General features: G+C 60.3%; 11 protein-coding genes. 6 read left to right on the top strand and 5 right to left on the bottom strand.

Annotated elements, in window-relative coordinates:
- Positions 1 to 79: 79 nt before the first annotated feature.
- Positions 80 to 1,696, top strand: coding sequence for an alkaline phosphatase family protein (locus HXW87_RS05105; RefSeq protein WP_239778517.1), 1,617 nt, complete (start codon positions 80 to 82; stop codon positions 1,694 to 1,696).
- A 107-nt stretch (positions 1,697 to 1,803) separates the two neighbouring features.
- Here the strand turns inward: HXW87_RS05105 and HXW87_RS05100 are convergent, their stop codons facing one another.
- Positions 1,804 to 2,724 (bottom strand): TauD/TfdA family dioxygenase, encoded by a 921-nt coding sequence (locus HXW87_RS05100; RefSeq protein WP_239778516.1) that lies wholly within the window; start codon positions 2,722 to 2,724, stop codon positions 1,804 to 1,806.
- A gap of 181 nt (positions 2,725 to 2,905) precedes the next feature.
- On the opposite strand from HXW87_RS05100, the gene HXW87_RS05095 reads away from it, so the two are divergent.
- A complete protein-coding gene (locus HXW87_RS05095; protein ID WP_041071095.1) occupies positions 2,906 to 3,826 on the top strand; it encodes a LysR family transcriptional regulator in 921 nt (306 codons plus the stop codon).
- Positions 3,827 to 3,903: 77 nt separating this feature from the next.
- Here the strand turns inward: HXW87_RS05095 and HXW87_RS05090 are convergent, their stop codons facing one another.
- Positions 3,904 to 4,917 (bottom strand): ABC transporter substrate-binding protein, encoded by a 1,014-nt coding sequence (locus HXW87_RS05090; RefSeq protein ID WP_239778515.1) that lies wholly within the window; start codon positions 4,915 to 4,917, stop codon positions 3,904 to 3,906.
- A 397-nt stretch (positions 4,918 to 5,314) separates the two neighbouring features.
- Here HXW87_RS05090 and HXW87_RS05085 point away from each other — a divergent pair, with 397 nt between their 5' ends.
- From HXW87_RS05085 to HXW87_RS05075, 3 genes are read left to right on the top strand one after another with little or no spacing between them, the layout of a single operon-like run.
- Complete coding sequence (locus HXW87_RS05085; protein ID WP_239778514.1) at positions 5,315 to 6,913, top strand: ABC transporter permease; 1,599 nt, start codon at positions 5,315 to 5,317, stop codon at positions 6,911 to 6,913.
- Positions 6,910 to 7,725 carry an ABC transporter ATP-binding protein gene (locus HXW87_RS05080; protein ID WP_239778513.1) on the top strand — a complete coding sequence of 272 codons (816 nt, stop codon included), beginning with the start codon at positions 6,910 to 6,912 and terminating at the stop codon, positions 7,723 to 7,725. The genes HXW87_RS05085 and HXW87_RS05080 overlap by 4 nt, the downstream gene beginning before the upstream one ends.
- Before the next feature lie 13 nt (positions 7,726 to 7,738).
- Positions 7,739 to 9,349 (top strand): arylsulfatase, encoded by a 1,611-nt coding sequence (locus HXW87_RS05075; protein ID WP_239778512.1) that lies wholly within the window; start codon positions 7,739 to 7,741, stop codon positions 9,347 to 9,349.
- Positions 9,350 to 9,479: 130 nt separating this feature from the next.
- Here the strand turns inward: HXW87_RS05075 and HXW87_RS05070 are convergent, their stop codons facing one another.
- Positions 9,480 to 10,553 (bottom strand): fatty acid desaturase, encoded by a 1,074-nt coding sequence (locus HXW87_RS05070; protein ID WP_047290772.1) that lies wholly within the window; start codon positions 10,551 to 10,553, stop codon positions 9,480 to 9,482.
- Positions 10,554 to 10,653: 100 nt separating this feature from the next.
- Between HXW87_RS05070 and HXW87_RS05065 the strand changes: the two genes are divergently transcribed.
- Complete coding sequence (locus HXW87_RS05065) at positions 10,654 to 11,658, top strand: AraC family transcriptional regulator (protein WP_047290771.1); 1,005 nt, start codon at positions 10,654 to 10,656, stop codon at positions 11,656 to 11,658.
- A gap of 3 nt (positions 11,659 to 11,661) precedes the next feature.
- On the opposite strand, the gene HXW87_RS05060 is transcribed toward HXW87_RS05065, so the two are convergent.
- Together HXW87_RS05060 and HXW87_RS05055 are read right to left on the bottom strand one after the other, a co-directional pair.
- Positions 11,662 to 12,885, bottom strand: coding sequence for a type II toxin-antitoxin system HipA family toxin (locus tag HXW87_RS05060; protein WP_239778511.1), 1,224 nt, complete (start codon positions 12,883 to 12,885; stop codon positions 11,662 to 11,664).
- Positions 12,878 to 13,126 carry a helix-turn-helix transcriptional regulator gene (locus HXW87_RS05055; RefSeq protein WP_182403351.1) on the bottom strand — a complete coding sequence of 83 codons (249 nt, stop codon included), beginning with the start codon at positions 13,124 to 13,126 and terminating at the stop codon, positions 12,878 to 12,880. The genes HXW87_RS05060 and HXW87_RS05055 overlap by 8 nt, the downstream gene beginning before the upstream one ends.
- Positions 13,127 to 13,227: the final 101 nt, after the last annotated feature.

The raw sequence follows: 13,227 nt of genomic DNA, 5'->3' as shown, positions 1-13,227 counted from the left end.
ACCCATTCCCCAAATGCACTTGCCGAACACCCCCGCCGAAAGCGACAACCCTCGCCTGTCTTTCTGACCGGTGAATCCCATGTCCAACCCGCAAAAACCCGTGCGCAACGTGCTGTACATCATGTGCGATCAACTGCGCCGCGATTACCTGTCCTGCTACGGCCATCCGCATCTGCATACACCGAACATCGATCGTCTGGCCGCCGCCGGCGTGCGCTTCAGCCGTGCTTATACCCAGGGCACGATCTGCGGGCCGTCGCGGATGTCGGCCTACACCGGACGCTACGTCAGCAGCCATCAGGTCGCATGGAACGCTGTGCCGTTGCCGCTGGAAGAACTGACCATCGGTGATTATCTGCGCCCGCACGGCATTCGCACTGCGCTGGTCGGCAAGACCCACGCCACGGCCAACGTCGACGCCTTGCAGCGTCTGGCGATCAACCCGGACAGCGCGCAGGCCGAAGTGCTCAACGAGGTCGGTTTCGAGCCGTACTTTCGCCACGACGGGATCTTCCCCGATGACCCGCTGTTCGACGACAAACGCGAATCCGCGCCCTACACCCATTACCTGCGCGAGCACGGTTTCGACGGGCGCAACCCTTGGCACGACTGGGCCAACGCCGCCGAAGGCGAGAACGGAGAGATCCTCAGCGGCTGGCACATGCGTCATGCGCATTTGCCAGCGCGAATTCCCGAGCAGTTCTCAGAGACTGTCTACACTACAAATCGAGCCATCGACTTCATCACCGAGCAAGGTGAGAAATCCTGGTGTTTACACCTCTCCTACATCAAACCGCACTGGCCCTATATCGTACCTGCTCCATACCACGCTTTGTACAGTACGAAATCGATTCTCGAAGCGGTCCGCGCGACGCCCTCCGAAGCCAGCAAACACCCCGTATACACGGCGTTTCGCCAGCATGAGGAAAGTCTCAACTTCTCCCGTGATTCAGTACGATTGAATGTAATCCCCACCTACATGGGCCTGATCAAGCAAGTGGATGACCAGCTCGGTCGGCTGTTCGATTTTCTGCAGAGCAACGGTCGTTGGGATGACACGCTGATCGTGTTCACCAGCGATCACGGCGACTTTTTGGGCGACCACTGGCTGGGCGAGAAGGAGTTTTTGCTCGAACAAGCGGTGGGCGTGCCGTTGATCGTGCGCGACCCGCGTGCGGCGGCGGATATCACTCGCGGCACGGTGGACGAGCGACTCGCGGAAACCATTGATGCATTGCCGACGTTTCTCCAGGCTTTGGGTTTGCCGGGCGCCGAGCATCGGCTGGAGGGCCGCTCGCTGATCCCGCTGTTGCACGGCGAAAATCCCGAGTGGCGCCGCTACGCCATCAGCGAATACGACTACGCCTTTCAGGCTCCGGCACGCGAGCGACTTGGCCAGCCGATCGACCGTTGCCGCATGACCATGGTGCGCAGCGAGCACTGGAAATACCTGGCGTACGACGGCTTCCGGCCGCAGCTGTTTGACCTGCTGAATGATCCGCAGGAGTTGCGTGATTTGGGTGACGACCCGGCATACGCGGCGGTGCGCGAGGAGCACGCGGGGTACCTGTTTGAATGGGTGCGCGGGTTGAAGCGGCGGACCACGATCAGTCATCAGGAGATCGATTTGCGCGGGCAGCGGTTTCGCTATGGCGAGCCGGAGACCGAGAAGGTGGTGCAAATCGGTGTGTGGTAGTTAAAAGCATCGCTGGCAAGCCAGCTCCCACAGGTTTTGCGTTGTTCACATCCTTTGTGTCCGACACCAATCTCTGTGGGAGCTGGCTTGCCAGCGATGGAGCCTTATCAAACGCCGACGATATCCGCGCCTTTAATGGTCTGACTACGCTGCCCCGAAGCCCCAACCGGCACTTCCCCCTTGAGCGTCACCCGTCGCACGATGCGATCCTGAGTGCCGTAATCATCAATCGCATAATGCTGCGTCGACCGGTTGTCCCAGATCGCTACATCACCGGCCTTCCAGCGCCAGCGCACGGTGTTTTCCTGACGAATCACATGGCTCTGCAACAAGCCGAACAGGTGCGCCGAATCGGCTTGCGAATAACCCTTGATGCGCTTGACGAAGTGCCCCAGCAACAAGCTCTTCTCGCCGCTGATCGGGTGTACACGCACCACCGGGTGCTCGGTCTCGTAGACGGTCGAAGTGAAGACCTTGCGATAGCGCTCCAACTTCTCCGCCGATACGTCCGGCTTGGCCCCGGCGTAGTCGTACTCGTTGCTGTGCACGGCGACCAGTTTGTCCGCCAGCTCGCGCAGCTCGGTAGGCAGTTCGTTGTAGGCGGTCGCGGTGTTGGCCCACAAGGTGTCGCCACCGAAGGCCGGGGCCACCACCGAGCGCAGGATCGAGGCTTTGGGGTAGGCGTCGACGAAGGTCACGTCGGTGTGCCAGGAGTTGGCGCGCTGGCCCTCGGCGCCGTCCAGTTCCAGCAGATAACGCGTGCCCTCACGCACCGGCACGGTCGGATGCGCCACCGGCTCGCCGAGCAGATGGGCGAAGGCTTCCTGGCGCTGATCGTCGAGCTGGGTCTGTTCACGGAAGAACACCACCTTGTACTGGATCAGCGCCTGCTGAATGGCTTCGACCGTGGCGGCGTCCAGTTCACCGGACAGGTGCACGCCCCGAATCTCGGCGCCGATACGACCGGCCACCGGATGGATTTCCAGCGCGTGGACAGCGGGTTTTACAGCGAGTGCGGCATTGCTCATGGGTAGACCCTCATCGACTGCTTGCGGTTGGGCGACAGCGAAACATGGCTCTATCTATATTCCATTTACATCTAATAGATATTCACATGCTTCGTTGACGGAATAAGAGCTTGCATTTAAAACCTCAAGCAACCCTCGTCGCAAATGCCTTCGAGCTATTTTTAGGATGCCGGGAAAGCATATGGATCTTCGCCAGTTGCGCTACTTCATCGCCCTCAACGAACACCGCAGCTTTGTCCGTGCGGCGGACGCGATGGGCATCACTCAACCGGCGTTCAGCCGCAGCATTCAAGGGCTGGAGCAAGAGTTCGGCTGCGTGCTGGTGGATCGCGGCAACAAGGATCTGCGCCCCACACCCGAAGGCCAGGTGGTGCTGCAACACGCCCTGACCCTGGTGCAGGGTGCGGCGTTGCTCAGCGCTGAAGTGACGCAAATGACCAAGCTTGATGCCGGGGAGCTGCACTTTGGTTGCGGCCCGGCGCCAGCGGTGAAACTGGTCCCGGATGCGGTGGCGCAATTCATCAACGCGCACCCGAAAGTGCGCACCTGTTTTCAGGTGGACAACTGGGAAAAACTCAGCCGCGCGCTGAGCCGCGAAGAGATCGAATTCTTCATCGCCGACATCCGCCATTTCGAGGCCGATCCAAACTTCCAGACCCAGGCCCTGACGCCCAAACGCGGGGTGTTTTTCTGCCGGCCCGGGCACCCGCTGCTGGCCAAGGAAAGCTTGTCGACCAACGACATGTTCGACTACCCGCTGGCGACCACGCTGATCCCGCCAGGGATTCGCAAACTGCTGGCGAACCTCAGCGGCCGGATCGATTTTTCGCCGACCATCGAGACCGAGCATTTCCCGGCGCTGGTGAAAGTGGTGCTGCAATCCAATGCGATTGGCGTCGGCACGGAAGAGGCGTTCGTCGAAGACATTGCCCAAGGTTCACTGGCGCTGCTGCACTGGCGCAACCTGCCGCAGAATCTGGAGAGCATGAATGCGCGCTGCGGGATTGTCAGTCGTACCGGGTTTCGCCTGTCGCCCGCAGCAAGAGCGATGATCGAGACGTTGGTGGCGGTGGATAAACAGGAAGTCAGCGTCGCGGTTTGAAGATCAAAGGATCGCAGCCTCTCTTCCAGAGAACGCATGCCCCTGTAGGAGCTGCCGAAGGCTGCGATCTTGTGATTTTAAAGCTTGGCCGCCGCCAGTTCAGGCGCCACCCAATCACTGACCTTGAACGGTTTGCGGATCAGTTTCTGCTGCGCCGCCAGATCCACCGAGTCCTGCAATTTGCCGAGGAATACCGGGTCCAGCGTCGACGGGAACACTTCGCTGAGTTTCTGATCCTGCAGGTCCTGGGTCAGGATCAGCGGTGGATAACTCGCCAGCCCCGACACCAGTTGCACGTAGGCATCCTTGTTGTTGTCCTGGGTCAGCCAATCCACGGCTTGTTGCTGCGCCTTGAGCAGCTTTGCCACGACCTGCGGGTGCCCGTCGACAAACTTGCCGGTGCCCACCAGCACTGACTGCACACTGCCGGCGCCACCCAAATCCTTGGTGTTCAGCGGCAATTCCGCCAGCCCCTTGGCTTGCAGAGCCGTCAGCCCGGAACTGCCCCACGATGCGTCGATCTGTTTAGCCGCCAATGCCGCGACCGCTGCATTGAAGTCGAGGTTGATCACCTTCAGATCCTTTTCGCTCAGGCCCTGACTGGCCAGCGCCGCATCAAACGACAACTGCGTGGCGGTGCCACGAAAGATCGCCACGCGCTTGCCCTTGAGATCCTGCAAAGTCTTGATCCCCGAACCCGGGACTACGCCCAGATATTGCTTCACGCCACGCGCGCTGGCGCTGAGCAAACGTGTGTCGAGGCCATTGGATTTGCCGATGATTGCCGCCAGGTCGCCCAGATACGCCATATCGACCTGACCGTTGGCAAACGCCTCATTGATCACCGGCCCGGCACCCTTGAAGAAGCTCCATTGAATCTTGATGCCCTGATCGGCGAAGGCTTTTTCGAAGATCTGCCGATCACGCAGCACATCCACCACACCGCCGCCGCTGTGCTGGGTGCCGGCGCTCAGGTCAGGCACAGCGATCCGGATTTCCTTGAGCTCGTCGGCCTGCGCGGTAAACGCCAGCAGGCCCGCCAGTGCCGGAATGGCAAACAGACTGAAAACTCGTTTGAAGGGAAGGTTCATGGATGTAGCTCCTTGATCACGACAGGCGTTGAGGAGCCGAAAGTAGGCCGAAGCGTGACCTTCGCTTAAATACTATAAATGCACATTTTTATAGCCATTAACGCTAAGCAAGCAACAGCGCGGGCTTCAGCGGCGTATGCATTAACAGCATCGAAAATATTCTTCGAATGCATTGGATGCGCGATGCGCTGGAAGCCTTAAATGGCGCTGCTTATCTCCAAATTCAATATTTTTTATATCGCTTATAACAATTTGTTTATAGCTAATACCACTAGAGATCGCAGCCTTCGGCAGCTCCTACAGGAGCGAATTCACGGACGCGTCCCCCTGCAGGAGCTGCCGAAGGCTGCGATCTTTTGATCTTGCTCCCGATCCAACCCGACAACGGAGGTCACCCATGGCCCGTGATTCCCTGCTCAGCCTGCCGCTGCCCGCGCCGCCCCTGAAACGTCATCGGGCGTGGCCAAGCCTCAACCAACGCCTGTTGCCCTGGCTGCTGCCGATCAGCCTGTTCGCTCTGTGGTGGCTGGCCGCGCGCAATCAATGGATGAGCGAGCAGATCCTGCCGGCGCCATCGCTGGTGTGGAACAGCGCCATCGAACTGGCCCAGGGCGAGTTGTGGAGTCATTTGTGGATCAGCCTGCAACGTCTGCTCTGGGGCTTGCTGGCAGGGATCTCAGCTGGTGCGCTGCTGGGTGCCGCGCTGGGCTTCAGCCGGCGCCTCGAACGGTTGGTGTTTCCGACCTTCGCCGGTCTGGCACAGGTACCGACGCTGGCGTGGATTCCGCTGTTCATGGTGTTTTTCGGCATCGGCGAAGTGCTGAAACTGGTGGTGCTGATCAAGGCCATCGTGGTGCCTGTGACCCTGCACACTCTGGTCGGCGTTCGTGATGCGCAACGGAAACTGCGCGAAGCCGCCGCCGTATTGCGTCTGCCGTCGTACCTGCTGATCCGGCGCCTGGTGCTGCCCGCTGCACTGCCGGCGTTCATGGCTGGCGTGCGTCTGGCCCTGGCTGCTGGCTGGACTTCATTGCTGGCGGTGGAGCTATTGGCGTCCAGCGAAGGCATCGGCTACCTGATGGTCTGGGCACGGCAACTGTTCATGCTCGACATCGTGTTCGTGTGCATCGTAGTCATCGGTGTCCTCGGTGTCGCGATGGATCGCGGCATCGGTTTTCTCGACCGCAAACTGGTGCACTGGCCGCACCCGGCGACTGCGGAAATCCGCCGAGGCCCACGTTATCAAGGCTGGCAACGGCTGCAACCGTGGCTGTTGCCGCTGAGCCTGATCGGCGTCTGGCAAGTGGCGAGCGATCAGCAGTGGGTCGATGTAAATATTCTGGTCAGCCCGCTGGCGGTACTGGAAACGACCAGGAACGGTCTGCTCGACGGCACGCTGATCAGCGGCATGGCCTTGAGCCTCGGTCGTACCCTTGGCGGGTTGCTGCTGGGCGGCGGACTCGGTTTCGCCCTCGGCCTGTTGCTGGGTCTGTCGCGCACCAGCGAACGGCTGCTCGGCCCGACTCTCGCCGCCATTCGCCAGATCGCGATTTTCGCCTGGGTGCCGCTGCTCACTGCGTGGTTCGGATTGGGTGAATTGGCGAAGTGGGTGTTCGTCGCCCTCGCCGCGTTTTTCCCGCTGTTCATCGCCACCCAGCGCAGCGTCGCCAACCTCTCGCCACAACTCAACGAAGCCGCGCAGGTGCTGCGCCTGAGCCTCGGCCAGCGCCTGCGTCGTCTGGTGCTGCCGGGTGCGGCGCCGGGGATTTTTGCCGGGCTGCGCCTGAGTCTGATCTACGCCTGGCTCGGCACCATCGGCGCCGAATATTTCATGCCGTCCAACGGCGGCATCGGCAGCCAGATGATCGGCGCCCAACAACTGCTGCGCATGGACCTGATCATGGCCGCGATGCTTTTGGTCGGCCTCACCGGCGCCCTGCTCAACCTCATCGGCCAACGCCTGGAAATTCGCGCTACTCGCTGGAGACACGCATGAACGCACCGATTGTCAGCTTCACCCATGTAGGCAAATCCTTCGACGTCGACGGTTTCGAACTGGAGGCGATTCGCGAATTCAACCTCGACATCGCCGAGGGCGAATTTGTCGCCATCGTCGGGTCCAGCGGTTGCGGCAAATCCACCTTGCTGCGTTTGCTGGTGGGTCTGGATACGCAGTTTCGCGGGCAGATCAGCGTCGATGGCAAAGCGGTCAGCGGCATCGGCGGCGAGCGCGGCATCGTATTTCAGGAGCACCGTTTGTTCCCGTGGCTGACCGTGGCCGACAACATCGGTCTGGGCCTGGTCAACGAGCCGCTGAGCACCGCCGAAAAGCAGCAGCGCATCAACGATTTCATCGATCTGGTCGGCCTGCGCGATTTCACCCGCGCCTATCCGCACCAGCTCTCCGGCGGCATGGCCCAGCGCGTGGCGATTGCCCGTGGACTGGTCGCCAGCCCACGGATTCTGCTGCTCGACGAACCGTTCGGCGCGCTCGATGCGTTGACCCGTCAGCAAATGCAGGACGAGCTGCTGGCGATCCGCGACCGGGCGAAAATCACCACGATCCTCGTCACCCACGACGTCGAAGAAGCGATCTTTCTCGCCGATCGCGTGGTGGTGATGGAGCCGCGTCCGGGACGGATCAAGCAAGTGGTGGACATCGCCTTGCCGCACCCGCGTCAGCGCAGCAGTTTCGACTTCCATCAGTTGCGTGAAGAGCTGCTGCACGAACTGACCAGTGACGACCATTACCAACCGACCCTGCCGGTCCAGATCCGCGATCTGCCGCTGTCGTTCATTGCCTGCTGAGAGGAGCTTTTCGATGCCGCAACGCCCCAACTTTCTGGTGATTCTGGCCGACGATCTCGGCTTCTCCGACATCGGCGCCTTCGGTGGCGAAATCGCCACGCCGAACCTTGATGCGCTGGCCAATAACGGCTTGCGCCTGACCGATTTCCACACCGCACCGACCTGCTCGCCAACCCGCTCGATGCTGCTGACCGGCACCGACCACCACATCGCCGGCATCGGCACCATGGCCGAAGCGCTGACCCCGGAGCTGATCGGCAAACCGGGTTACGAAGGCTATCTCAACGACCGCGTTGTGGCCCTGCCCGAGCTGCTGCGCGAGGCCGGTTATCAAACCTTGATGAGCGGCAAATGGCACCTCGGCCTGACTGCTGAACTGGCGCCGCAGGCCCGCGGTTTCGAGCGTTCGTTTTCGTTGCTGCCGGGTGCGGCCAACCACTATGGTTTCGAGCCGACCTACGATGAACACACCCCTGGCCTGCTGAAATCGACTCCGGCGCTGTACATCGAAGACGACACCTTTATCGATGAGCTGCCCAAGGATTTCTACTCGTCGGACGCCTTTGGCGACAAGCTGCTGCAGTATCTCAAGGAGCGCGGTCAGAGCCGGCCATTCTTCGCTTATCTGCCCTTCTCCGCACCGCACTGGCCGTTACAGGCACCGGCCGACATCGTCGAAAAATACCGTGGTCGCTACGACGCCGGTCCCGAAGTCTTGCGTCTGGAACGCCTGGAAAAACTCAAGGCGCTGGGGCTGATCGAGCCGGATGTCGAGCCGCATCCGCTGATTCAACTGAACACGCAATGGGCTGCGCTGAGCGCTGAGCAACGGCAGATTTCCGCGCGGGCCATGGAGGTCTACGCGGCCATGGTCGAGCGCATGGACTGGAACATCGGCCGGGTGGTCGATTACCTGCGCCAGCAGGGCCAACTCGATAACACCTTCATCCTGTTCATGTCCGATAACGGTGCCGAAGGCGCGCTGCTGGAAGCGTTCCCCAAGTTCGGCCCGGAACTGCTGACCTACCTCAATCAGCATTACGACAACAGCCTCGACAACATCGGCCGCGCCAATTCCTACGTCTGGTACGGGCCGAGCTGGGCGCAGGTGGCGACGGCGCCGTCACGGCTGTTCAAGGCGTTCACCACCGAAGGCGGGATTCGCGTACCGGCGCTGCTGCACTATCCGCAACTGCCGATCAAAGGGCAGATCAGCCACGGCTTTGGCACGGTGATGGACATCACTCCGACGATTCTCGATCTGGCCGGCGTGCGCCATCCGGGCAAGCAATGGCACGGCAAACCGGTGGCGCCGCTGCGCGGCAAATCATGGCTGGGCTTTTTGTCTGGCGAGACGGCGCAGGTGCATGACGAGCACACCGTCACCGGCTGGGAATTGTTTGGCCGCCGGGCGATTCGCCAAGGGTCGTGGAAGGCGGTGTGGATCCCCGGGCCGGTGGGGCCGGCGACCTGGCAGCTGTATGACTTGAGCAGTGATCCGGGGGAAATTCATGATCTGGCGTCGAGTCAGCCGGACAAGCTCAACACCTTGATCGGGCATTGGCAGAAATATGTGGAGGAGACCGGGGTGATTCTGAGTGCTTCGCCGTTTCAGCCGGACTGAAACGGCCAGAACCACCGCTATCGCTGGCAAGCCAGCTCCCACAAGGCTCAATGTCGTTCACAAATCCTTTGAATGACACTGAAACCTGTGGGAGCTGGCTTGCCAGCGATGAGGCCCTCAAACTCAGCTATCAAGCCCGGGCAGTGCGCACCTCTTCCTGCACCACCTCATCCCGACGAACAAAACGGTTAGCCCGCCCAAACGTGCCGAAATCATTGAACCGCACGCCCATCTCACGCATCACCTTGTGCGCCACCGGCACGGTCATCTGCCGGATGTAAAACGGTTCCTTCACCACGAAATGATGAATGCCGTGGCTGCTGCCGAAGTTGAAGCAGAACGCCTGCAGCGGCCACAGCCACCACGGATTGAGCACTTGGCATTGCTGCAGCACGTTACCCGCCTCGATGTCGCCGTAGTAATGCATGTTCGAGCTGATGAAGTGCAGGCAAAAGGTGCGCAGCACGTTCGGGCCGATGATCACCACTGCCGCGATGTCGATCACCTGCATCACTGACAACGTGGTCGCCGACCATTCGATCGGCGAACCCACGAGGTAAGCCACGCCATTTGCCGCGTGGAAGCCGAGAAACACGTACCACGCGCCCCAGTGCAGCAGCGCCAGTGGCGCATAGACCTTCAGGGTGCGTTTGATGATGTTGATTTTGTGGGCCCAGGTCTTGGCCCGCAGCATGCGGATGAACGCCGACATGACGTTGTCGCCGACCATCAGCAACCGCGCAAAACCCCATGGTTCGCCGTTGGTGATTGCGCGCTCTTCCATGTCGGTTTCAGTGCCGGACACCTTATGGTGATTGAGGTGCAGATGGCGACGGATCCACGGATTGATCGTGCTCGGCCGCGCCAGCCACACCAGGCCCATCATCAGGTTGTGCGGCACGCGCTGCTTGCGGAAATACATGCTGTGGATCAGGTCGTGCTCCAGCTCGTGGGTCAGGGAGGCGAAAAACGCGTTGAGCAACAGACACACCCACCACGCCATGTGGCCAGTGACGTACAGCGTCGCCGAACCGATCATCCCGGCCAGGGCAAAAGCCAGAATCCCCGCACCGAGAGCGTCCTGATGCTGCAGGATCGGGTAGCGCTCACGCAGTTCGACGCCTTTGGCCAGCACCACTTCGCGAATATGCGCTGATCGCTGGGCAGCATTGTGTCGCTGGGGACTTGCAGAAGTACGGTCCATGCTTCCATCCTCTGTTTATTGATGTTCGCATCCTGCCCTGCGAACGCTTTATTGATGGTAGCCGTGAACGCCAACCTGTTGACCGGAAGCGCCAATCAGCATGAAGGAACCGACCTCACTCGCCAGCTGGACCCGTGCCTTGCGCAAGCAACTCGATGCGCTGGGGCTGGACAGTATCGGCCTGTGCCAACAGGCCGGGCTCGACCCACAGTTGATGGACGACCCGAACGCGCGTTATCCGTTGTCCGGCACCACGCGCCTGTGGCAACTGGCGGTGCAGTTCAGCGGAGATCCGGCGATCGGTCTGCGAGTGTCGCGGTTCGTCAGCCCGACCACGTTCCATGCGCTCGGTTACGCGCTGGTGGCCAGCGGCAGCCTGCGTGAGGTGTTCGAGCGCATCGTGCGTTATCACCCGGTGGTCAGCGATGCGCTGGAGCTGGAGCTGAGCCGCAGCGACGACCGTTATCTGTTTCGTCTGAAAATTCCGTCAGGCAATCCGGCGCCGGCCTTTGAAGCCATCGACGCGTTTGCCGCGATCTACGTGCGCACCTGCCGCAATCGCCTCGGTCGCGACTACGCACCGCTGGCGGTCTACCTGCGCCGCCCGGAACCCTCCGATGCACATCAGTGGCACAAAGTGTTCCGCGCCCCGGTGCATTTTTCCTGCGCCGAGGATCGCCTGGAGTTCTCCCTTACCGACTTCGACAGCCACCTCGACGACGCCAACCCGGAACTGGCCGAACACAACGAAGCGGTGCTCAAGCGCACCCTGGCCCAGCTCCAACCGCTGACCTGGGAGCGCAAGGTGCGCGACGCCATCGAAGAACAACTGCCCGAAGGCGAACCTAGCGCCGAGCGCATCGCCCAGGCCTTGCACCTGAGCCTGCGCAGCCTGCAACGGCATCTGGCGGACGAGGGCTGTCGCTTCGACACGCTGCTCAACGAGAGCCGCGAAAACCTTGCGCTGCTGCACCTGCGCGATCCGCAATGTTCGTTGAGCGAGGTGAGTTATTTACTCGGATTCGCCGACACCAGCAGTTTCAGCCGGGCGTTCAAACGCTGGACGGGGATGACACCGGGGCAGTTTCGCGATCAGTTGCGCTGAACATCAGCCCTTGATCAAGCTGCGTTGCAGGCCAGATGTCCACTGTTCGATCATCGCCTCGCCCACTTCGGAAAACCCGGAATGCTTGCGACTGTATTCGGTCATTTCCTTGATCGCCATATGCATGCCATCAGCCACTTGTTGCAGTAATTCGCTGCAACGCGCCTCGCTCAGGTTGCATGCCGTACGACCAAACCGTACCAACATCTTGTACTTGGGCCAGGCTTTCGAACCGCCCAGCAGCAGCGCCATGCTATCGCTCTTGATATAAACCGACGTTGTAATGATGTCGTACGCCGGCGCGAGCCTGACGGATGACTGCTCTGCACAATTTTCGTAAAGCACGCCGAAATTCTTCAGATGCGCATCACCGTTTTTCAGTCCCGCAGACAACGCGACAATCTTGAAAAACGCTTCCAGGGCAGAGCCCAGCAACTGCGGCGAGACGAAAGCCTTGATCTGCCGCGCGGCACCTTCATAGGAACCGTCATATTTGGCCTTCGATGGCCACCCGTTCAGTACACAGAAATCTTCGAAACCGAGGTATCCCGAATCGCTCAGGTCAAAACGCTCGACCACCAGAAATTTACCGCGCTCGCTGAGCTCGAATTTTGGCACTTCAAGACCGCAGTGCTGCGCCGCCCGCATACAGAAATATTCGTTGGTTGCCAACTGCGGATACTCTTCGGCGCGAAAGGCTTTGACCAGATGAGTCGCCCCCCGATGAGTCAGACGATCAATCGCGGCAGCGCTGTCACGCACCAGCACTTTGGGCTGCACGCCTGACACTCCGGAATACTGACCGTAGGTCTGTAACAGATCTTCGAACAACCCCTGAGCACCATCGTGTACCAGCAGATCGCTCAGGGATGTTGCTGGAAGCGGCTCGGTTACCGGTGCGCTGGCAATTGCCAGACGGCCGAGCTGATGTGGGCCGACAATAGCCAACAAAGCAAAATCATCGAAGCCCCGCACGGCCTTACTGAAGCGCCGCATCAACTCCTCCCGCAGCGCGCCTTCGGGCAGGTTCATCTCGAAGACGGGATGGATGCCATGCTCCCAGCCATAGCTGTCCAGGCGGGTCGGCATCGTCAGCGATACAGCATTGTCCGCGCTGGCATCTTCACGGTAACTGAACACACTGTCGTCGCGAACCTGCCCGCGCCCCAGCGTCCCGACCACCTGTTCACCCACACGGATGTGCAACCTGTCTGGCGTTTCAGTCATGGAAATTCACTTTTTGCAGCGTGTCGAGGGTTGGGCGATTGGACTTGCGGGGAACGGCAACCAGCTCGTAACCGAAGCCGTTAAGAATCGCCTCGACTTTGCGCAGGCCGATTTCGGAGACCGTATTGTTTTCAATCCCCGAGATGGTGGCGCGGCTCATGCCATATTGTTGAGCCAAGGCCTGCTGGGAAAGTTTGCGCGCCTTGCGCAAGCTTTTGATCAGTTCGCCGATCTGTTCCATTGCGCAAACCTGCACTATTTACGATGCATTTATAGATAAATAATCAATGTGCATCGCATGCGATGCACTAATTGCCAAACTCTAGCTGAGTTTCTGATTAC

Origin of the sequence: Pseudomonas sp. Y5-11, assembly GCF_022368695.1 — a bacterium.
Taxonomy (GTDB): Bacteria; Pseudomonadota; Gammaproteobacteria; order Pseudomonadales; family Pseudomonadaceae; genus Aquipseudomonas; species Aquipseudomonas parakoreensis.
This window is presented reverse-complemented; position numbering and strand designations above follow the sequence as displayed.